The sequence below is a fragment of the Synechococcus sp. CB0205 genome, assembly GCF_000179255.1.
Classification (GTDB): domain Bacteria; phylum Cyanobacteriota; class Cyanobacteriia; order PCC-6307; family Cyanobiaceae; genus Vulcanococcus.
Window position 1 is genome coordinate 1 of record NZ_ADXM01000011.1, and the last position, 20,461, is coordinate 20,461.

21 protein-coding genes and 1 pseudogene are annotated in these 20,461 nt (G+C 64.8%); 9 read left to right on the top strand and 13 right to left on the bottom strand.

Annotation, left to right across the window (positions count from 1 at the left end):
* Window positions 1-13: 13 nt before the first annotated feature.
* The 5 genes and pseudogenes from CB0205_RS0100750 to CB0205_RS0100770 all read right to left on the bottom strand — a co-directional run bounded on the left by CB0205_RS0100750 (window position 14) and on the right by CB0205_RS0100770 (window position 6,283).
* Window positions 14-817, bottom strand: coding sequence for an inositol monophosphatase family protein (locus CB0205_RS0100750; protein WP_029626003.1), 804 nt, complete (start codon window positions 815-817; stop codon window positions 14-16).
* Between the two features lie 2 nt (window positions 818-819).
* Window positions 820-2,114: pseudogene (locus CB0205_RS14060) on the bottom strand (BCD family MFS transporter).
* A gap of 124 nt (window positions 2,115-2,238) precedes the next feature.
* Window positions 2,239-3,624 (bottom strand): TolC family protein, encoded by a 1,386-nt coding sequence (locus CB0205_RS0100760; protein ID WP_232197205.1) that lies wholly within the window; start codon window positions 3,622-3,624, stop codon window positions 2,239-2,241.
* Between the two features lie 374 nt (window positions 3,625-3,998).
* Complete coding sequence (locus CB0205_RS0100765; RefSeq protein ID WP_010313176.1) at window positions 3,999-5,375, bottom strand: TIGR03279 family radical SAM protein; 1,377 nt, start codon at window positions 5,373-5,375, stop codon at window positions 3,999-4,001.
* A 44-nt stretch (window positions 5,376-5,419) separates the two neighbouring features.
* Window positions 5,420-6,283 (bottom strand): undecaprenyl-diphosphate phosphatase, encoded by an 864-nt coding sequence (locus CB0205_RS0100770; RefSeq protein ID WP_010313177.1) that lies wholly within the window; start codon window positions 6,281-6,283, stop codon window positions 5,420-5,422.
* A 97-nt stretch (window positions 6,284-6,380) separates the two neighbouring features.
* Here CB0205_RS0100770 and CB0205_RS0100780 point away from each other — a divergent pair, with 97 nt between their 5' ends.
* The 3 genes from CB0205_RS0100780 (at window position 6,381) to nadB (ending at window position 9,344) form a co-directional block, all read left to right on the top strand.
* Window positions 6,381-7,106: a DUF3120 domain-containing protein gene (locus tag CB0205_RS0100780; RefSeq protein ID WP_010313179.1), complete on the top strand. Its 726-nt coding sequence runs from the start codon at window positions 6,381-6,383 to the stop codon at window positions 7,104-7,106.
* Window positions 7,107-7,222: 116 nt separating this feature from the next.
* Window positions 7,223-7,600 carry a photosystem II complex extrinsic protein PsbU gene (gene psbU / locus CB0205_RS0100785; RefSeq protein WP_010313181.1) on the top strand — a complete coding sequence of 126 codons (378 nt, stop codon included), beginning with the start codon at window positions 7,223-7,225 and terminating at the stop codon, window positions 7,598-7,600.
* 106 nt (window positions 7,601-7,706) lie between these two features.
* Window positions 7,707-9,344: an L-aspartate oxidase gene (gene nadB / locus CB0205_RS0100790; RefSeq protein WP_010313183.1), complete on the top strand. Its 1,638-nt coding sequence runs from the start codon at window positions 7,707-7,709 to the stop codon at window positions 9,342-9,344.
* Between the two features lie 3 nt (window positions 9,345-9,347).
* Here nadB and CB0205_RS0100795 read toward each other — a convergent pair whose 3' ends face one another.
* Entirely contained in the window at window positions 9,348-10,289 is a 942-nt protein-coding gene (locus tag CB0205_RS0100795; protein WP_010313185.1) for a vitamin K epoxide reductase family protein, read from the bottom strand.
* A gap of 97 nt (window positions 10,290-10,386) precedes the next feature.
* Between CB0205_RS0100795 and rimO the strand changes: the two genes are divergently transcribed.
* Together rimO and CB0205_RS0100805 are read left to right on the top strand one after the other, a co-directional pair.
* Window positions 10,387-11,784, top strand: coding sequence for a 30S ribosomal protein S12 methylthiotransferase RimO (gene rimO / locus CB0205_RS0100800; protein WP_043705136.1), 1,398 nt, complete (start codon window positions 10,387-10,389; stop codon window positions 11,782-11,784).
* The gene (locus CB0205_RS0100805) at window positions 11,781-13,025 is read left to right on the top strand and encodes an MFS transporter (RefSeq protein WP_010313190.1); all 1,245 of its coding nucleotides are present in this window, start codon (window positions 11,781-11,783) and stop codon (window positions 13,023-13,025) included. The genes rimO and CB0205_RS0100805 overlap by 4 nt, the downstream gene beginning before the upstream one ends.
* Here CB0205_RS0100805 and CB0205_RS14065 read toward each other — a convergent pair.
* Window positions 13,012-13,104, bottom strand: coding sequence for a hypothetical protein (locus CB0205_RS14065; protein WP_010313192.1), 93 nt, complete (start codon window positions 13,102-13,104; stop codon window positions 13,012-13,014). The two genes, CB0205_RS0100805 and CB0205_RS14065, sit on opposite strands and share 14 nt — an antisense overlap.
* 141 nt (window positions 13,105-13,245) lie before the next feature.
* Here CB0205_RS14065 and CB0205_RS0100815 point away from each other — a divergent pair, with 141 nt between their 5' ends.
* Window positions 13,246-14,853, top strand: coding sequence for a B12-binding domain-containing radical SAM protein (locus CB0205_RS0100815; protein WP_010313194.1), 1,608 nt, complete (start codon window positions 13,246-13,248; stop codon window positions 14,851-14,853).
* Here the strand turns inward: CB0205_RS0100815 and CB0205_RS0100820 are convergent.
* Complete coding sequence (locus CB0205_RS0100820; RefSeq protein WP_010313196.1) at window positions 14,850-15,236, bottom strand: DUF4346 domain-containing protein; 387 nt, start codon at window positions 15,234-15,236, stop codon at window positions 14,850-14,852. The genes CB0205_RS0100815 and CB0205_RS0100820 overlap by 4 nt on opposite strands.
* Window positions 15,237-15,245: 9 nt before the next feature.
* The gene (locus CB0205_RS0100825) at window positions 15,246-16,430 is read right to left on the bottom strand and encodes a GNAT family N-acetyltransferase (protein WP_010313197.1); all 1,185 of its coding nucleotides are present in this window, start codon (window positions 16,428-16,430) and stop codon (window positions 15,246-15,248) included.
* On the opposite strand from CB0205_RS0100825, the gene CB0205_RS14070 reads away from it, so the two are divergent.
* Window positions 16,404-16,874: a hypothetical protein gene (locus tag CB0205_RS14070; RefSeq protein WP_232197207.1), complete on the top strand. Its 471-nt coding sequence runs from the start codon at window positions 16,404-16,406 to the stop codon at window positions 16,872-16,874. The two genes, CB0205_RS0100825 and CB0205_RS14070, sit on opposite strands and share 27 nt — an antisense overlap.
* Here the strand turns inward: CB0205_RS14070 and CB0205_RS0100835 are convergent.
* Together CB0205_RS0100835 and CB0205_RS0100840 are read right to left on the bottom strand one after the other, a co-directional pair.
* Window positions 16,859-17,491, bottom strand: coding sequence for a dihydrofolate reductase family protein (locus tag CB0205_RS0100835; protein ID WP_010313201.1), 633 nt, complete (start codon window positions 17,489-17,491; stop codon window positions 16,859-16,861). The two genes, CB0205_RS14070 and CB0205_RS0100835, sit on opposite strands and share 16 nt — an antisense overlap.
* Window positions 17,478-18,434, bottom strand: a complete 957-nt coding sequence (locus tag CB0205_RS0100840; RefSeq protein WP_083797880.1) for a 6-carboxytetrahydropterin synthase — start codon at window positions 18,432-18,434, stop codon at window positions 17,478-17,480. The genes CB0205_RS0100835 and CB0205_RS0100840 overlap by 14 nt, the downstream gene beginning before the upstream one ends.
* Window positions 18,435-18,492: 58 nt before the next feature.
* Between CB0205_RS0100840 and CB0205_RS0100845 the strand changes: the two genes are divergently transcribed.
* A complete protein-coding gene (locus tag CB0205_RS0100845; protein WP_010313205.1) occupies window positions 18,493-19,116 on the top strand; it encodes a shikimate kinase in 624 nt (207 codons plus the stop codon).
* Here the strand turns inward: CB0205_RS0100845 and CB0205_RS0100850 are convergent.
* The gene (locus CB0205_RS0100850; RefSeq protein ID WP_010313207.1) at window positions 19,113-19,382 is read right to left on the bottom strand and encodes a chlororespiratory reduction protein 7; all 270 of its coding nucleotides are present in this window, start codon (window positions 19,380-19,382) and stop codon (window positions 19,113-19,115) included. The two genes, CB0205_RS0100845 and CB0205_RS0100850, sit on opposite strands and share 4 nt — an antisense overlap.
* Window positions 19,383-19,431: 49 nt before the next feature.
* Here CB0205_RS0100850 and CB0205_RS0100855 point away from each other — a divergent pair, with 49 nt between their 5' ends.
* Complete coding sequence (locus CB0205_RS0100855; RefSeq protein ID WP_010313209.1) at window positions 19,432-20,076, top strand: DUF6816 family protein; 645 nt, start codon at window positions 19,432-19,434, stop codon at window positions 20,074-20,076.
* Here the strand turns inward: CB0205_RS0100855 and CB0205_RS0100860 are convergent.
* A partial coding sequence (locus tag CB0205_RS0100860; RefSeq protein WP_029626005.1) for a glutathione S-transferase domain-containing protein occupies window positions 20,073-20,461 on the bottom strand: 389 nt, incomplete at its 5' end. The two genes, CB0205_RS0100855 and CB0205_RS0100860, sit on opposite strands and share 4 nt — an antisense overlap.

Sequence of the window (20,461 nt, forward strand, 5' to 3'; positions counted from 1 at the left end):
AACCCCCATCCCGTCAAACGCGGCCCACCAGAACGTCCGCCCAGGGCTTGAAGCGCGCCAGGGTCTCCGCGTTGCGCGCCGCCAGCACGGGGAAGTTGGCCTCACTTAGATCCTCGCCGGGCCTGAGCTGAGCCGGATCCCGCACCAGCCAATCCATCGGGCAATTCAATTCCTGGAGCACCAGCCATGCGGCAGCCAGGTCCCAAATCTTCGGTGTGGCCTCCAAGGCCGAGATGGTCTGCCCCATCCCCACACTCACCAGGTTCAAGCTGGCCACCCCCAGCAGCCGAATCTTCCCAGGGAAACGCTGATTCGGAAGCTTCTGCAGCACCCCAATCGAGCGGCTGCAAAGCGACGCACAACCGGCCACCTGATTACGGGCCGAAGGGGCACCCAATTTCTTGTCCTTACGCCAGGCTCCACCGCCTCGAATCGCGACGATCCGCTGACGCAGGGGCGGTACGTCCAACACCCCCAGCACCGGGACACCGTTCTCAAAGCGGGCCAGGGAAATCGCCCAATAGGGAATCCCCGCCGCGAAGTTGGTCGTGCCATCGAGGGGGTCCACCACCCAATAGGCCTCCGAGGTCGGAACCGACTGACTTCCTTCCTCGCTCAGCACACCCTCACCGGGATAGAGCTCAGCCAAGCCTTTGACCAAGGTGGCGTCGCTCCAGCGGTCACAGGCTGTGATCAGGCTCCCATCGGCCTTGGCTTCGGAATCCAGCTGGCCAAAGTCCTGTCGCTGTCGCTCTGCCACCTGATCCAGCAGTAGCCCCAGCTGCTCCAAGCCTTCTGGCATCGCAAGAGAAAGCATCGTCACCCCAGCTCCGCAGCGAGAACACGATCGAGATTGCCGGCTGTATCAGCCCGGAATTGCTTCAGGCTGACGCGGCTCAACAGCACCAAGGCCAGAACCGCGATGGACGCCTCAAACGACAGCACCAGCCCATAGGCCACATGCGCTGGTGCCTCAGGCAACACCCAGCGTGCTGCATCCAACAGACCACCACCCATCACCTTGCCCAACGCCCGTGAGTAGGCCTGGGCCAGGCCCCAGACACCGACAAAGGTGCCAGCGACAGCAGGAAGGGTGAGATCCAGCATCAAAACCAAGGTGGCATTGGTTCCGATCCCTGTCGCCAGTCCGAACAGAAACAGCACGATCCGCAATGCATTCGGATCAGCCAGCACCCCGACGCCAGCCAAGAGCAGCAGCGACAGCAGGATCAGCTGACAGCCCAGCCGAGCCGCGCTGAACTTCCCAAGCTTGGGAACCAACCAGAGCCCGGCCAGCAGCAAGCCCAGCAGGGTTCCCACCCCCAAACCGCACTCAAGGAAGCCGTAGCAGCGATCGGCAGACCGAACACCTCCGCGCCGTAGCTCTCCAGGATCGGGTCCTGGAGGAAGACCGCCAAGGTGAACGCCAGCAGGAAGCAGAAAAAGACCAGCACCTGTCGGCTGCAGGTGATCAGACGCCAGGCATCCCCGAGGGTGATCGCATCCTCACGGTCCTCCGAGCGACTAATCGCCCGCTCACTCGCATGGGGCTCCACGCCCCAGGTGGCAAAGACCGTCAGGGCAAACACCACCACGGCCACGCGAGCCAAGAACTGGAAGAGCGCTGGCTCAAGCAGCGCTGGGTCACTCACCCCATCCAGCCCCTTCAAACAAATGCTGGTGGCAATCGCACCCACCACGATGCCAACGGTGAGCAGACACCAAATCAAACCCACCGCGCGGGGGCGCTCCTCCTCGCTCGTCAGGTCAATCACCAGGGCTAGGTAGGGCGTCGTCGCCAGCGAGACCGCCAGGCCGTAGCAAGCCACCACCGCACAGATCGACGCAATCCCAGCCGTAATCGCCCCAGCATCCCCTGAACCGAAGGCGGCATGCAGGCGGAAAATCAGCGGGATCAACAGCACCGCCAGGCTGCAGAAGAGAGCCGAACCCAACCAGATGTAGGGGGTGCGGTGTCTGCCTGCCCAGGGCCGGCTATCGGAGATCTGTCCAAACAGGATGCGCGCCGGGGCCACCACCTGCTCAAGGGCCAGGGCACCACCCACCAGCAGCCCAGGGAAACCCAGCTCCGTGAGCATCACCCGGTTGAGCATCCCGACAAAGATCACCGCCAGACAGCCCAGGCACCCCTGGAACAACCCCAGACGGATTAGACGAGGAAGAGGAAGAGACAGCTGCAGTCGCTCAGCTGGTCACTGACGTTAGTCGGACTAAGCCCTAGCTCTTCGCCGCCGGGTAGGGGGCGGAGCAGGCTGGCGGCAGGGGCTCAGGTGGGACAGGAACGGTGTAGGTCTCGTCCTCAAGCGGCTTGATCGCCGAGAGCTTGGGGGGCTTGCAGATGCCGATCTGATCAAGACCAGTGCGGCGGCGCAACTCCGAAAGACCGTTGTTGTAGTCAGCGAGAGCTCTTGCATACCGCAGCTGTGCCTGAGTCAAGTCCCGCTGGTTATCAACGACCTCTCGCTGGGTGGTCACACCGGCCTGAAAGCGAAGGCGAGCCAAGCGGAGCGATTCCCGGGAGGACAGCACCTCGCGTGATGTGGTCTGAATCGTGCGCGTATCAGCCCGCAGATTGTTGAAACTCTGCTCGACCTCGTAGCGAACCCGATCACGGGTCTCGGCGAAACGGAATGCGTTTTCCTGGGCTTGTTGCTTGGACTGGCGGTACTGCGCCCGGGCGCGACCACCATCAAAGATCGACCAGCGCATATTCAGACCGACCGTGTTGTCTGCTGACCAAGTTTGACCACTCTCAACAGAACCGAACTCAGGGTTCAGTCCGGCGTAGCCAAAAGTGCGGCCCGTCACAAAGTTATTGACAATGCTCAAGAACGGCTGGACAGCACCCAAAGAAGCGTTTGCGTTGCTGTTGGAGACGGAGATACTTAAAAGTGCATTATCAAGCTCTTCGCGAAAAGCATAGGCCCCCAAAATGCTCTCCTCAAGAGAAGGCAGCCAAACCCCTACAGGACGCAGGGGTTGCTTGGCCGTCGGAGTGATGTTTTGCGGAAGATCAAGCAAACGCGCCAAATTCCGTCGCGCATTCGCCTGATTTGCCAAGGACTCGGTCAGAAGGTCTTGGTCACGCGCGAGCTGGGTTTCAGCCTCGAGAACTTCCAGTTTGGTCGCCACTCCGGCCTGGTAGCGAGCCCTGGCATCTCTCAGGCTGACCAGAGAAGCTTGAACGAAGGTTTGACCAATCCGAACGTTGTCATCACTGTATTGGAGCTGAAAATACGCCTGAGATGCCTGCAGACGCAGATCTCGGAGGGCAATCAGGTAGGTGTTCTTTGCCTGCTCAAACGCATCACGGGCCGCGCTCACCTGGGGAACCCGCTGGGGATTAATCAGATCCCAGTTGAAGCCAAGGTTTGCCGTAGCTGCCCAGCGATTGGTTGTGGTGTCACCGCCTTCGGTGGTGGAACCAATGGAGTTCAGATAGTTGTACGCACGTCCATAAGTCCACGCTGGAAATTGCCCTGCAGAAAAGTCAAAATTCGGGTACCAGGAGGCAATGGCTGCCCTGAGGCTGCTCTGCGCTTGATCGACTCGGCTTGCGACGGCCTTGAGGTTGGGGTTGTTGACTTCCGCCAGGTTCTCCACGTCCTGGAGTGAGAGCGGGCGGAGCTCAATGATTTTGACTTGATCAGCTTTATCCGGCAGGGCCAGGGTTGCCGGGGCTGCCAGCCGCTGAAGCGCTGGGTCGAGCTTGGTGGCAGCCGGAGGAAGCACCGTCGGGTTGGACTTCGGACGCTGGCCCTTGGTGCTGAACGCCGAAGGCAGAGGCATCGGCGGGGGATCAATCAGCTCCAACTTGGGGGCTGCCTGAGGAGCAGTTGCAGCCTCATCAGCGGCTGCCGCGGCCAGCGGAGTGGCTAAGGACAGGGAGAAACCAGTGGCCGCAGCAATTGAGCGAAATAAGCGACCCACCAAAAACCCTGACAAATAAATCTGACCAGACTTTAATGAATCAGTCTTCAGTCGCCCAGGCAGGCGGCCACGATGTCGTCCGCCCCATGCACCAGGCGCACAGGGGACTTGAGTTGCGCCGCAACGGCTTCAAAGGGTTGGTCGTCTAAAAAGATCGGTTCACCCTGACGCAGCATTACAGCAGGCAACAGCAATTCATCACCCAGCTCCGCGCCCTCCAAGCCCTCGAGCAGGTCCGAACCAGTGAGCAACCCCGTTACGACCTGATCCTGACCCCAGTAGGGACTCGGCAGCCCCTTGAGCAACACCTCCAAGCCTTCGACCTGGTTCAGACGGTCCACCGCCGGCTGCAGGGCCTCTGCCACCAACTGCCCCACCACCCAACTCACCCGCCTGGGGGCCGCCAGGGCAGCCGGCAGATCGCTGGTGGCCTCATCCATCGCCTCCAGAAAAGAGCGAATACTCCCCACCCCATTGCCCTCTTGGGGCAGGTCCTCGTAGTCGGCCCGATCCGGCAGGGGATAGCCCGCCATCAAATACCACTCATCCGAGAGCCACGCGAAACGGCTACCGAAGCGCTCCCGGAATCCCTCCTGCAAGGCCTCCACCTGAGCGATCACCCGCTGGGCGCAGGACCGGTCCACCGGCACCAAGCCATCCCCATCGGGCCGATAACGGGTTAAGCCCACAGGCACCACGGCGGCAGAGAGCACCGCTGGCCACTCCCCACCGGCGAAATCCGAGAGATCCCTGAGGGTCTGCTCGAGAGCCTCGCCGTCGTTGCGGCCCGGGCAGACCACCACCTGGGCATGGATCTGCAGCTGCCGCTGCTGGAACCAAGCCAACTGCTCCAGCAGCAACGCCGCCCTGGGGTTCACCAGCAGCTGGGAACGGAGCTCCGGGTTGGTGGCGTGCACCGAGACGAACAGGGGCGAGAGGCGCTGCTGCTCGATCCGCTGCCAATCCGCAGCCGAGAGGTTCGTCAGGGTGAGGTAGGAGCCGTAGAGAAAGCTCAGCCGGTAGTCGTCATCTTTGACGTAGAGACTGCGTCGGTGGCCCGGGGGCTGCTGGTCGATGAAGCAAAAGGGGCAGGCGTTATTGCACTGCTTCAAGCCATCGAACAGCGCCTCGGTGAAAGCCAGACCGAGGCCCTCATCGGCATCCTTCTCCAGCTCCACCCGATGCACGCTGCCATCGGGGTCCTGCACCTCCAGGCAGAGCTCTTCCTCTCCGACCAAAAACTGCAGGTCAATCAGATCCCTGGGGCGCACCCCGTTGATGCTCAGCAGGCGATCACCCGGTTGGATCCCCAACTCATCGCCGATGGAGTCCGGCTCGACGCGATCCACCACCGCGGGAGCGGGAAGCCTGACCTCTCCATTTGTCTCGGCGAGGACCACCCCGGCCGAAGGCTCATTCCACACAGGCCGCTACTGCACACCTGCCTTCAGTCTGAGACGCAGCTGGATCAGGCGATGCTGCGGGCAGCCCAAAGGATCACCCCCAGACCAAAAAAGACGCGGTAGCCCACAAACCACCAGGTGCTGTGGTTCTGCAGAAAACGCAGCAGCCAGGCAATCGCCAGCCAAGACACCACCGCCGAAGAGGCAATGCCCACCAGCAGCGGCAGGGCCCCGCCGGCCGCTGGCTGTGAAAACGCATCCTTGAGCTCCACCAAACCGGCCAGGCTGATGGCCGGAATCCCAAGCAAGAAGGAAAAGCGGGCGGCTTCCGAACGCTTCCAGCCGTCAAACAGCGCGGCCGTCAGGGTGCTGCCCGAGCGGGAGACACCCGGGATCAGAGCCAAGGTTTGGGCCAGGCCCACCAGCCAGCCGTCCCGTAGCTCGACATCGCCGAGAACGCGGCGACGGCTGCCCCAACGCTCCGCCAGCCCCAGCAGCAGGCCCATCACGATCGAGACGATCCCGATGGAGGTGAGGCTGCGCAGCGGGGACTGATCAAAGTCCGGAACAAAGAGCTTGATCCCCAGGCCCGCCACCAGGATCGGCAGGGTGCCCCAAAGAATCGCCTGCCCCAAGCGCGCCTCAGGGGTCTCCCAACGCTGAGCACGCCAGGCCTGCCAGGAGGCCTGGATCACCTGTTTGAGGTCCTCGCGGAAGAAGCCAATCACCGCAGCGATGCTTCCCAGCTGGATCACCGCGGTCACCGCCACGCCGGGATCACCCCAGCCGAGCAGGACCGGCACCACCTTCAGGTGCGCCGTGCTGCTGATGGGCAAGAACTCCGTCAGGCCCTGCACCACACCGAGAACCAAAAAACGCCAACAGGCCTCCAAGACCCCCAGCGACTCAGTGGGGGGAAGGGTGGTCACGGCAGGGCAGCAAGGATCAGGCCAGACCCTATGCGCGGGGGGAAGCCTTGAGAAGCCGCGCACCCTTTAAGGTTGGATACCTTTCGTTACAGGCGTTGTGCTCGGGGTGCAGCCCAGCCTCACCACAGGGACGCTGACCCAGGCAACGCCAAGCCGTGGCTCCGAGGCAAAAGGCTGGGGGCTTTGGCTATCTGGCTGCCTACTGGTGGCCCTGCCGGTCTTCCTTCAGGCCCCCTGGGTGCGCCTGGCACCCTTTTCTGCGGCGCTCTTCACGGCCCCCTTGCTGTTCCTGGGGATCGCCCTGTCGGAGCACCCCAACCAACGGTTGAGCAGTACCGGCAGCTTGCTGGTGGGCTTCAGCGGCAGCTGGCTTGGGGGGTGCCTGTTTTGGGGCTGGTGCCGCCTGCATCCCCTCTGGCATCTGCCGATTGAGGCCTTCGCCCTGCCCCTGGCCCTCGGGGGACTCAGCACCCGCTGGCGCCTCGCGGCCAGCTTCTACCTGGCCTCCTTGGTGGGAACCGCAGCCACCGACGGTGTGATGGCCGTGACCGGTGTCATGCGCCATTGGACCGAAGTGCTAAGTGCACCCATCGATCAGGCCACCGCCCTGCTGCATCAGGCGGCCCTTGGAGTGCTGGAGCCCATGCCCCTGGGGGTCACCCTGCTGGCGGGTGTGGTGCTGTTGAACCTCTGCCGCCGTTATTGGCACCATCCCGATGGCGCCTGGAGAGTCGCCGCGGCCGCCATGGCGACAACCCTTGCTGTGGATGGACTTTTTCTCGCTGCAGCCCTCTGGTCACCCCACTGGAGTGGGCTGATCTGAAGAACTGCAAAAGCCTCAACGCAAGGGCACAGCCGCGAGGACCGCTGCTTGTAGGTTTGCAGGGCTGGCTGCCTAGCAGCCCTCTCCCTGTGGTTCCCGTTCAGACGGAGTTATCAATGAAACGGCTGGTTTCGTGGCTCATGAGTGGAGTGCTGATGGCCGGCCTGCTCCTCAGCCTGATCATCGCCCCCGCCGCTCAGGCCGACTCGCTGCGCAACGTCGCAGACGACAAGATTTCAGAGCGCGGCGACAAGATCGACCTGAACAACTGCTCGGTCCGTCGATTCCAAGCCTTCCCTGGGATGTACCCCACCCTGGCCGGCAAGATCGTCCTGGGTGGCCCCTACAACAGTGTTGACGATCTGTTCAGCCTCGATCTGACCGATCGCCAGAAGGAACTGGTGGAGAAGTACAAGGGCAACTTCACTGTCACCCCGGCGTCCATCGCCCTCAACGAAGGCTTCGATCGGATCAACGACGGCCAATACCGTTGATTGCCTGAGCGTTTCAAGCGCTCAGCTGAGGTCTAGATTCCGCAGCCGGTGACCGCCGTCGGGCCATCCCGACGGCTTTTTTGTTGCCTCAGTCAGTCCAGGCCTGATGCCGTCCATTCCCTCCAATTGGGACGTAATCGTGGTGGGCGGGGGTGCCGCAGGCCTGATGGCAGCCCTCGAATTACCGGAAGGTCTCAGCATCCTGCTGCTGAGCAAAGATCGCGCCCCCCGCTCGGCGAGTCGCTGGGCCCAGGGGGGCATCGCGGCTGTCACGCGACCTGAGGACAGCTTCGCGAGCCATCTGCAGGACACCCTCAAGGCGGGCGGAGATCTCTGCGATCGGCCCGCGGTCGAGTTGCTCGTGCGCGAGGCGCCGGCCTGCGTCGAGCGACTCCTGGAGCTGGGCATGGACTTCGACCGCCATGAAGGCGGACTGAGCACCACCCTGGAGGCCGCCCACAGCCACCGGCGGGTCCTGCATGCCCAAGACCGCACCGGTGGAGCACTCGTGGATGCCCTGGAGCGCAAGGTGCTTCAGCGGCCGGGCCTGCAGCGGATCCAGGGGGGACTTGCACTTCAGCTTTGGATCAGCGACAGCCACTGCCGCGGCCTTCAAGTGCTGGTGGACGGCACGGTGGAGTGGCTCCAATCCCGGGCGGTGGTGCTGGCCACCGGCGGGGCAGCGCACCTCTTCGCCAACACCACCAACCCCAAACAGGCCAGCGGCGACGGCATTGCCATGGCCTGGCGGGCCGGCGCGGCGGTCCGCGATCTCGAGTTTGTTCAGTTCCACCCGACGGCCTTGATGCTGCCGGGGGCCCCCCACTTCCTGATCTCCGAGGCGGTGCGCGGCGAGGGCGCGCGACTGGTCGATGACCAAGGGGAGAGCCCCGTCAGTCAGCTCAGCGGCGGAGATCTCGCGCCGCGGGATGCCGTCAGCCGGGCCCTGGTCCAGCGGATGCGGGAGCGGCAGACCCCTCACCTCTGGCTCGACCTGCGGCCCGTCGGGACCAGCAAGCTGGAGCGGCAGTTCCCGACCATCCTGGGGCGCTGCCGCGAGTTGGGCCTCGAACCCACCGAGGCCCCCATCCCCGTGGCCCCAGCAGCGCACTACTGCATGGGGGGCCTGCGCACCGATGCCCGCTCAGCCACCACCATCCCTGGCCTCTACGCCGTTGGGGAGGTGGCCAGCAGCGGCGTCCATGGCGCCAACCGCCTAGCCAGCAATTCCCTGATGGAATGCCTGGTCTACGCCAGGCAACTGCGGGACATCGAACTGTCCCCAGCCCCCTTTGCCAGGCCAGAGCCCTTGCCTGGCAAGGCCATGACGGACCTTCCGCCCATCAGCCTCGAGGCGATCGAGCTGCAGACCGAGGAGCTCCGACGCCTCTGCTGGCGGCGAGCCGGTGTGGAGCGCAACGGACACGAACTGCTTGCGGGCTACCGGGCCTGCCAGCAGCTTGAGGGCGCGCTCAGCGGGCAACCCCTCCTGCAGGCCGTCCAAACACTGGGGCACGACCAAGCTCTGCAGCTGTCTCAAGAGCAGGTCCGTTGGCTGGCCAAGGCCCATGACCTCAAGCAACGGGCCACCGTGGCGGCCCTGCTGATGGAATCAGCCCTCTTCAGAACCGAAAGTCGCGGCGGTCACTTCCGCGTCGACGCCCCAGCCAGGCAGCCCTTCTGGCGGCGCCACAGCATCCAGCGAAAGGGGCTCAGCATCAGCACTGAGGCCCTGGCGGATTAACGCTTACTGAAGGGGCGGTCCGTTGTAGCCGCTGGCCTCGGCCAATTTGGCCAGGGGCTTAGCACCGGAATCGAGCTGGCCATTGATCTCCCAGGTGGGATAGCCCTCGATCTTCTTGGCCTCACACAGCTCGCGCTGGCTATTGCGGCCATCGGGAGCGCACTCGATCACCGTCAGCTTTTCGGCGGCCTGGCGACCAAAGAGCTCCTTCTGCTCATGGCAGTGGGGGCACCAGTAGGCGGTGTAAATCTTCGCGCCACTGGCGGTCAGATGTTCCGCCAAGGCGATTTGTGCCGGCCCGCTTTCACTGCGCACCGGAGGGGAGACACCTGGAGCGGAATCCACCACCGGACGCCCCACGGAGGCCGCCCAACCCAAACCAATAACGCCCACCAACAGGGCCGTAATGACGCCGCTGAAGATCAGCTGGCCGCGGTCCTCCCAATCACCACCAATCAGGCTGAGGACAAACAGCGCTGAACTCAGGCCGGCCGAGAGGATGCAGAAGGGGCAGCAGTCACGTATGCCAAAGGCCATGACCCCCAGCAACACCGCGCTGAACACCGCCATGCCGGTGCTCAGAAGAAACAACCCCCACCAGCTGCGCTGTCCCAGGCTCACCCGCAACTCCCCTTGCAGCACGAGGGGAACGACGGCCATCAACAGGACGGCGCCGTAGCCCAGCAGCCCAAAGAGGGCCAGGGGCTGTCCAAACAGCGAACCCCAAGCGCTGGAGAGCACCTTCTCGCAGCCATTGCAGCCAAACAGGCCCGTTGAGCTGCAGCTGAGATTGCCGATCAAGCCCCACTTGCTCAGGGTGATCGAGCCGGTGTCAATCACACCGATGGTGGCCAGAACGGCCATCACGACCCGCACCCAACGCTTGCCGCCATCGCCGCGCCGGCGCTGGCTTCCAAGACGTTCACTCAGGCGCGATGAACTCACGGCGCAGGACTCCTGACGTTGGAGGAATTGTGGCAGGGATCCTGATCAGTAGGGTTAGGGATTGGCCAGCGCGCGGCCGACCTTCTTGACCTCCTCCATGACCGATAGCGCCCGACCAAGCACTGGCAAAACCGTGGCGTTCGCGCATCTCGGCTGCGAGAAGAACCGCATCGACACCGAGCACATGCTCGGGCTGCTGGCAGAGGCCGGCTACGGGGTCAGCGCCGATGAAGCCGACGCCAACGTCGTGGTCGTCAACACCTGCAGCTTCATTCAGGACGCCCGGGAAGAGTCCGTTCGCACCCTGGTGGAACTGGCCGAGCAGGGCAAGGAGTTGATCATTGCCGGCTGCCTCGCCCAGCACTTCCAAGAGGAACTGCTCGAGAGCCTGCCGGAAGCCAAGGCCATCGTTGGCACCGGCGACTACCAACACATCGTCAGCGTGCTCGAGCGGGTCGAAGCCGGCGAGCGGGTGAATCAGGTCAGCGCCAACCCGACCTTCGTGGGCGACGAGAACCTGCCCCGCTACCGGACCACCAGCGAGGCGGTGGCCTACCTGAAGGTGGCCGAGGGCTGCGACTACCGCTGCGCCTTCTGCATCATTCCCCACCTGCGCGGCGACCAGCGCTCCCGCACGATCGAGAGCATCGTTGCCGAGGCGCGCCAACTGGCAGCCCAGGGCGTGCAGGAATTGGTCCTGATCAGCCAGATCACGACGAATTACGGCCTTGATCTCGCCGGCAAGCCCCAGTTAGCCGAGCTACTGCGCGCCCTCGGCGAGGTGGAGATTCCCTGGATCCGCGTGCACTACGCCTACCCCACGGGGCTCACCCCTGAGGTGCTGGCGGCCTACCGGGACGTCCCCAACGTCCTGCCCTATCTGGATCTACCGCTGCAGCACAGCCACCCGGATGTCCTGCGGGCGATGAATCGCCCCTGGCAAGCCGATGTCACCAACGGTGTGCTGGCGCGCATTCGCGAGCAACTCCCGGACGCCGTGCTGCGGACCACCTTCATCGTCGGATACCCGGGCGAAACCGAGGAGCAGTTCCAGCACCTCCTGGATTTCGTGGCCGAGCAACGCTTCGACCATGTGGGGGTCTTCACCTTCTCGCCCGAGGAGGGAACCCCCGCGGCCGAGCTGCCCAACCAGGTGCCCGCGGAGATCGCCGCTGAGCGCAAGGACCGCCTGATGGCACTGCAGCAGCCCATTGCCGCCGAGCGCAACGCCGCTTGGGTGGGGCGGATCGTAGATGTCCTGATCGAACAGGAGAACCCCAGCAGCGGCGAAATGATTGGTCGCTGCGCCCGCTTTGCCCCCGAAGTGGATGGCGAAGTGCGGGTGATGCCCGGTGAAGGCGGGCTCTGCGCTGCCCCCGGAACGATGGTCCCGGTGCGCATCACCGCCGCGGACACCTACGACCTAATTGGTGAGGTGGTGGGAGCCAAGGCGATGGTCCAAGACGCCCTCTCGATGCAGCGGGCTCACTCTTGATTCAAAAGGGACTGAAGCGTCTGCAAGGACGCCTCACGCGGCATCAACGCACCACGTTTTTACTGGCCTCCGGGATCAGCACCGCCGGCTCCTTTGCCGGGCTAACCGCCAAAGGCTGGTTGCTGATGGAGGGTGCCGGCAACCCGTTTCTGTTGGCGCTCAACTTCGCCGTCCTGACCCTGCCGACCCTGGTCATCAGCGGCCCGGCCGGGGTACTCACCGATCGACTCGGCAGTGAGCGGGTCCTGATCCGCGCCCAATGGGCCCTGCTCGCCGCAGCGGTGCTCGGTGCCATCGCCATTCCCTTAACGGTGGGTCCCAAGCAAGACCTGCTGCTTCTGCTCAGCACCCTGGGCATTGGAATCGCGAGCACCTACGAACTGACGGCCCGCAACAAATACGTCGCCCTGCTGGTGGACGAGCCCGAACAACTCGGTCCCTACCTCGCCAGCTTCTCGGTGATCTTCAACGTCGGCAAATTGGTGGGACCGCCCCTGGGGGGACTGCTGCTGGCGGCCACCGGACCCACCCTGGCCCTCAGCCTGGATGCGGCCACCTATCTCTTTCCGATCCTCACCCTGCTCTGGCTGATGGCACCCCATCGCGAGCAGGAACGCCGCAGTCAGGGCGGCCAAGCGGCCAACCTGCTCACGGCCTGGCGCGAGTGCGGTGCCAGCCTGCGCCACGTCCTTAGCTTCACCGCCGCGGCCTGCCTAGTGGGCTTCTTCCACCCTGGGCTGGCGCCACTGATGGCCCTTGAGCTCCTGGGACCAAGCCCAATGGCCCTGGGTCTGTTCACCAGCGTTCTGGCCTGCGGCAGCATCTGCGGCGGGGTCCTGCTCCAGCGCAACGCCGCTGCAATCAGCGCGCGCCCGGGTTGGCTTCTGGGCAGCACCACCCTGCTGACGGCACTGGCCCAAATCGGGTTAGCCCAGCAAGGAGCACTCGCCTGGGGCTTGGCCATGGCCTTCCTGATCGGAGCCGGCACCGCCAGCCTCTTGGCGGGGACCAATCTGATCATCCAAGTGCATGCTCCCCAGGTGCTCCGGGGACGAATGGCAGGCCTTGGTCAGATTGCCTTTTTGGGGGGTGGAGGACTCAGTGGACTGGCGGCAGCGTTCCTCACAGAAACGCTGCCTGGAGGCCTCTGGAGCTGCCTCGCCGTGCTTGGCAGCCTTGGGGCTGCCCTTGGGGTCTGGGAGCTCCTGCGGAACCGCAGGATGCGGCTCAGACCAGCTTGATGCCGCGCAGCACGAAGGAGATGGCTGCAGCCGCCACCAAACCGCCGCCGACCAGTGCGAGATAGATCACGGGGCCCATGGTTCGGTGCGTTCAACTGAGCGCTATTAGAGCAGAAACCAGCCCGCCCCCTGGTCACTCGGCCTAGGCTGGTCGCCAACTCATCGGATGTCCCCTAGGGGGCAGCCGTTCCACGCATCTCACTGGAGACCACCGAACGGCATGAACACTCTGTTCATCTACCCCGAGTTTCCCAAGACCTTTTGGAGCTACGAGAAAATTCTCGAGCTCGTGAACCGCAAGGTTCTGCTGCCACCCCTGGGGATGGTGACGGTGGCGGCGCTGCTGCCCCAGCACTGGCCCATGAAGCTGGTGGACCGCAACGTTGAAGAAGTCAGCGAGGCCGACTGGGAGTGGGCTGAGCTCGTGGTCATCTCCGGGATGATCGTGCAGAAGGCCGACATGGCCGCTCAAATCGCCAAGGCCAAAGAGCGGGGTCTGCCTGTCGCCGTCGGCGGCCCCTTCGCCAGCTCCACCCCTGACGCGCCGGAACTGGGCCTGGCGGATTTCAAAGTGCTCGATGAGGGTGAAATCACCCTGCCGATGTTCATCGAGGCGATCGAGAAGGGTGAAGCCGGCGGACGCTTCAGTGCCAACGGCGAAAAGCCGGACGTCACGAGCACACCGGTGCCGCGCTTTGACCTACTCAAGCTCGACGCCTACGACTCGATGAGCGTGCAGTTCTCCAGGGGCTGCCCGTTCCAGTGCGAGTTCTGCGACATCATCGTTCTCTATGGCCGTAAGCCCAGGACCAAGACCCCTGAGCAGTTGATCGCCGAACTCCAGTCCCTCTACGACCTGGGCTGGCGGCGCTCGATCTTCCTGGTGGATGACAACTTCATCGGCAACAAGCGCAACGCCAAGTTGCTGCTGCCGGCCCTGAAGCAATGGCAGATCGAGCGGGGCTACCCCTTCAGCTTTGCCACCGAAGCCTCCGTTGACCTGGCGGCGGATGAAGAGCTGATGCAGATGATGGCCGAGTGCCGCTTCGACTCGGTCTTTCTTGGCATTGAGACCCCCGATGAGGCCAGCCTCTCGGTGGCCGGCAAACACCAAAACACCCGCAGCTCCCTCGAGGAAGCCGTGGACCGGATCAACTCCTACGGCCTGCGGGTCATGGCCGGATTCATCATCGGTTTCGACGGCGAGAAGACCGGAGCCGGCGATCGGATCGTCGAGTTCGTCACCCGCACCGGCATCCCCGCCGCAATGATGGGGATGCTCCAGGCCCTACCCAACACGGGACTCTGGCACCGGCTGGAGAAGGAAGGCCGGCTGATCCAAGAAAAGGCCGACGCCAAGGGGGTCAACCAGACCAACCTGCTGAACTTCGTGCCAACCCGGCCGATTCGCGACATCGCCAACGAGTACGTCGACGCCTTCTGTCGCCTGTACGAGCCCCACGCCTACATCGACCGGGTTAAGCACTACTACCTGAAGATGGGCAAGCCGCGCTGGCAGGAATTCGTGCCCGCCACCTTTGGCAAAGCCACACTGCCCGCCTGGACCGATGTGCGCGCCCTGTTGATCGTGCTCTGGCGTCAGGGCGTGAAGCGCAACACTCGCCTGCGCTTCTGGCGGTCCCTGCTGGAGGTCGCCCAGAAGAACCCTGCGGTGCTCGAGCAGTTCCTGGTGGTGCTCGCCCACAACGAACACTTCATGGAGTACCGCGCCGTGGTCACCCAGGAGATCCAAGAGCAGTTGGCCGCCCTGCCGCCAGAGCCCCCTAACAGCCCTTCGACACCAACGCGAGAACTGCAGCCGGCCTAGTCCTGGATGTAGGTGTCGCCGCTCTCGAGAGCCTGCTCCGCCTTCTGCAATTCACGGCCCAGATAAAGGGCGTGATCCAGGCAACTCAAGGGATGGGGACCCTCCCCTTCCGTCAGCGCCATGCCCAACTCCTTGGCGCTGCGGCCGCGATAGACCGCCACGGCAGCGCGGGGACCCGCGCCTTTGCAGCTGATCACCTCGCCGGTGTCGGGATCGGTGGCTAGCCCGCGCTCGTCAATCGCATTGCTGTAGTGCTCCGCGATCAACTCGCCCGCCTCGCGGTCGATCTTGATCAGGAAATAACCGGCGGGATCCAGGGCGATGAAGCGCTGGGAGAGCCCCTCGTCGAGGCTGCGGCGCTGCTCTAGCGAAAACGGGCTCATGGGCGGATGCTACGCAGCGGAATCCGTCAGGGATCGCGTCGCCCCCGTGAAGGGGAGCTCGGCATTCACAGCCTCAATCTGACTGAGCTGCTCGCGATTGGCCTCCGGCAACCAGCGCCGGGCGATGGCATCAAAGGGTTCGTGGTACCAGCGGTGCAGGGAGGCATGGGAGCGGGCAACAAAGCCGCGGCGGCGCTTGTGACTGCCGCCGGCGCCAGGGTCAAAACGCTGAATGCCGCGCTCAATGGCCCACTGGATCGGGGCGTAGTAACAGACCTCGAAATGGAGGTTGTCGATCTCCTCGTCACTGCCCCAGTAGCGGCCCCATAGGTGCTGGCCGGAGTGCACGCAAAGGGACATCGCCACCGGATCGTGGGGATCGCCCCGATGGGCGCTGAACAGCACCAGGTGTTCCCGCAGCTCCGCCGCCGCCTCATCGAAGAAGGCTTCTGTGAGGTATTTGCTCCCCCAAGGCCCCCAACGGGCGCAGTGCTGGGCATAGAAGTGGTGCATCCGCTCGAGCATCGCGGCCGGCAGCTCCTCCCCCGCTAAGGCCGTCACCGTGATCCCGGCGCGCTCCACGGCCTTGCGCTCGCGCTTGATGTTGCGCCGTTGGTTGGCGTTGAAGCTCGCGAGGTAGTCGTCGAAGCAGCCATAGCTCTGGTTGGTCCAGAGGCTCTGCTGGTTCAACCAAATGGCGCAGCCCGCCGACTCCGCCAGGGCCTGCCACTGGGGATCGGCATAGAGGAAGTTGCAGCTGAAGATCTGGTTCTCAGCGCAGAAACGATCAATGCACTGCATCAACAGCGCGGTGACCTGCTGAGCGTCCTCGCCGGCCGCGGTGAAAAAGCGATAGCCCACCACGGGGCTTAAGGGGCTCATGCCCAGCAACTTCGGGTAGTAGCGCTGGCCCAGCTGGGCGGCCAATTCCGCAAAGGACTGATCAAAGACGAACTCGCCGTAGCTGTGGCCCTTGAGGTACAGCGGAGCGACGGCGATCAGCTGCTCCCCGCGCCAGAGGCTCAGGTGACAGGGCTGCCAACCCTGGCGAGGCGCGACACTTCCGGAGCGCTCCAGGCCAGCCAGCCAGCGCCAGGAGTAGAAGGGGAGCCCAGCCGCCTCCGTGAGGGCCTGCCAATGCGCCTCGGGGATCTCTTCAATCGAACGGTGCCAGCGAACAGTGAGCTCGGCCATCAGCTCAGAACCAGGGGGCGGGCAGCGGGCAGAACGCTAACGGCTACGGCCCTGACCATCGGCGCCCTAAGCGCACCCAGCCATGCCGGATTGCTCAGCCCCGTGCTCAACCTGATGCGCCCGCAGGTCGAAGCCAAGATCAGCGAGGCCTGCCTGCGCTGGAGCGCCATGGGCAACAGAAGCCTGATCGAGCGGCTCACCCCCGCCTGCCAGGCCCTGGCCGCCCCCACCAGCCGCTGCCTCGTGGCTGAGACCCAATCCAGCGGCCGCAGCCTGGGGGTGATCAGCGAGTTGCTCGCCGGACGCTTTGGGGATGACCTCGAGGTGGTGGTCAAGCGCTGCGCGGGACGGATGCTGGGGCTCTCGCCAGAGACCTTTGGCAAGTTGCCGCTGCGGGACCTAGCCGAGCGCTTCAACAGCCTCAAGGCTCAGGCGCGCCGGTAGCGCACAAGCAGCTCGTCGCCGCCCAAGCAGCGCTGCTCCAAGAGCGTCCAGGCACTGGCCTCCAGGGCCCCATCGGACTGAACCCAGCCATGGGGTCCTCCCAGCAGTTGAGGCACCAGGGTCAGCTGCAACTCATCCACGAGTCCCTCGGCCAGCAGCTGCGTGGCCAACTCAGCGCCCCCCAAGACAAGCAGGCGCTCCAAACCAACGGCGGCCAAGGCCGCCAAGGTTGCCGGCCAGTTCTGCAGCGGCAAGGACCTGTCAAAACCTGAGGGGGCCGCCTCCCCTGGGCCCAGAAGCCAGCGCTGCAGGGGCTGCTGGAACAGGCGCAGGTCTGGATCCCAGCTGAGCTGGCGACTCACCACCAGGACGGCGGGTTGGGGCGGCCGCCCCTGCTGCTGACGCTGCTCCAGCAGGTCGGCATCGCGGATCAGGCAGGTGCAGCCGTGTTGGCGGATGGTCCTGCCGCCGACCAGGGCAGCGTCCGCCCAAGCCAGGGCCTCCTCCAGGACGCGGCGGTCTCCCGCTCCTCCGAGTTGGGCCGCACCACCAGCGGCGGGGGCGAGCCGGCCGTCCAGGCTGATCGCCAGAACCAGCCGAAGCTCAGGCGCCGGCAAGGGCTTCGAGGGCCTGGGGGTTCATGCCCAACTGGGGAACCTCTGCGAACACCTCAGCGGCGTTGTTCGGGCTCTCCTGAAGACGGATCTTGTGGAGCGAAGCCCCCAGGGCCGCCACGGGGGCCTGAAGCAGATCGGCGATATGGAGCGCGATGTTCTCCGCCGTGGGAACCGTGCTGGAGAAGTGCTCGACGTCCTTGTTCAAGAAGGTGTGGTCAAAGGGCTCCACCACCAGCTCATCCACCGCTGACTGCAGGGCCGAGAGGTCGCAGACCATGCCGGTGCGGGGGTCAATGGCACCCCGAACGGTGATGTCCAGCAGGTAGTTGTGGCCGTGGCCATGGGGCCGGGCGCACTTGCCGTAGATCGCGGTGTTCTCCTCGAAGTTCAGCTCCGGTCGGGCCAGGCGGTGGGCCGCCGCGAAGTGGGTGCGGATCGTCAGGAAGGCTTCCATGGAATCGCCGAGCACATCGGCCCAGAGCTTGTCGGTTTCGTAAAGACGGAGCCCCATCAGGGGCAGGTGGGGCGCCAGGCGCTTCCAGATGGCCAGAACCAGGGCCTCGGTGGTGGGCAGGATCCCCTCGGGACGGCTCAGATCGAATTCCGGCCAGGCCTCGTTCAGGCTGCGGAAGTCGAGCTGGGCGGTGACCTGCTCGCGGATGGCGTGCTTCACGTCCGAGAGGTTGAGCACCATGCCGTTGGCATCGAGCCCGCCACCCATGGCGACGATCAACTCATAGTTGTGGCCGTGGCCCGGGGCCAGGCTGCAGGGCCCGAACTGGGCGGCGTTCTGCTCCGGGCTGAGCTCAGGCAGCCAATAGCGATGACTGGAGCTGAAGGTGGCCCGGCGCGTGATCACGCAGGGCCGGCCCTGACCGTGGGGGGCAGAGGAGACGACGGACACCGGGCTCGCCGGAGGCGCCGCCATCACTGGCGGAGTCATGACAGCGAGTAACGGTTGGTCGCATCTTAAGAATGTTGGTGCTTGCGATGGCGAACCGATGGAGGACACCCGAGTCCAGCTGCGGCAGCGACTGGAGGGCCTGAACCTCTATCTGGTGGGGATGATGGGCAGCGGCAAAAGCAGCGTGGGCCGGCACCTCGCCGAGGCCCTGGACTACCGCTTCCTGGACGCCGACACCAGCCTGGAACAGGTGGCGGGGCGCTCGATTCCCGAGATTTTCGCCAGCGAGGGCGAGACCGGCTTTCGTGCCCTGGAGTCGGCGGTGCTCAACCAAATCGCCTCCTGGCATTCCCTCGTGGTGGCAACCGGCGGCGGTGTCGTGACCCAACCGGCCAACTGGGGCGAGCTGCACCAAGGGGTCGTGATCTGGCTGGATGCCCCCGACGCGATCCTGCTGGCGCGCCTCGAGGCCGACCCAACTCCCCGGCCCCTGATGGAAGCGGAGGACCGCGCCGAACGCCTCGCCAGCTTGATGGCCGAGCGCCGCCCGCTCTACGCCCAGGCCGATCTACAGATCCTTCAGGACGGACGTCCGGCCGAACAGGTGGTCCAGCAAATCCTTGAGGCGCTGCCCTCGATCATCAAGGAGCGCAAGGCACCGCCCCTGGGGCAACTGCAGGTCACCAGTGACGCCGGCGAGGTGGGAACCTCGATCAACTAACTGGATGCCCCGGGTGGCTCCAGGCGGATCGCAAACCACTGCACCGTGATCCCCGGCTGGAGCTCCAACTCACAGGCCGTCTCCAGGAGCCGCTGGGCCTGATCCGTCGTCGAGCTCAGGCCTGAGAGGTCCTCGGGAATGGCCTCGAGGGAGTGCAGTTGACGCTCCAACCAAGCCAAGGTCTCCTCGGCTGTGAGCAGTTGCTGGGGGGCCCCTGGCTCCAGCACCACGTAGTGGTCCAGCTCGCGGATCAGGGGATCGGACATCGGGCCGTCCAGGCGGCAGGATCACAGGCAGCCTGCCACGTGCCCAGCGATGCCGCTCGCCCTGATCCTGCTGGTGCTGCTGAGCGGAAGCCTCCCCGCTGTGGCGGCCTCAACCCTGGAACAACGCCTGGAGAACTGGCCGCAGTGGAGCCTGCCAGCGCCGCTGCCGCGGCCTGGGCGACGCGATCTGATCTATCCCGCCTGGTTTGAAGGGGACTGGAGCGCCACCAGCCGCGATTTCAGCGGCGCGGAGCCTGAGATTCAGTACGCCGTGCGCTTCGTCAAAGATGACGCCGGGCGGATCGTTGGCGATCGCGCCTTCAATGCCGGGTCCGTCGGTCGCGCCCTGCTGGGCGATCAGCTGCAGCGGGTTCGCAACGATCCGCAGAACCCCAACCGTCAATTGGCGGATTTGAGCGGGGATCAGTCGCTGGAGTCCACCGTCATCGGCCGCCGCAGCGAGCAGCAACCCCAGGAGCAATTTCTGGCGGATGAACTCAGCCTGCAGGTGCTGCATGGCCCCGGGGACCCGCGGGTCAGCCAAGTGGAGACCCTCAGCCGCTACGCCCGGATCGATGCCGATCGCATCGAAGCCAGCCAATGGCAGGTCAGCTACGGCTCCCCCGCTGATGGACTCCGGGCCGAGGCCCAGCGCAGCTGGAGTGGAACGCTGCTGCTCGAGCGGCAGCCCTAGGGACGTCCCAGCTGCAGGCCAAGGCGATCGCGCCAGAGCCAGAGGGATTCCAGACGGGGATCGTCGGCCAGCCCCGCCACCCCGCGTCCCGCCAGGGGGCTCCCGGCGGAGCTGGGGAACTTGATCAAGGACAGCTGGGCCATCACGGCCAGATCCGCCAGGCTCAGTTGATCACCCAGCAAGTAGGGCTGGGCCTGCACCAGGGCCGTGAGCTGCTCAAGGCTGCTGCGCAGTTGCTGCAGCACCTGCTGATCGAGCACCTGACCCACACCGCTCAGCACCCCGCCCGGCAGGGCACCCACCAAGGAACGCAAGGGCGACGGGGTGGCCTCCGGCAGCAGGCCATCGCGAAGCACCGGATCGCTCGCGGCGGCCTGCACCAGGG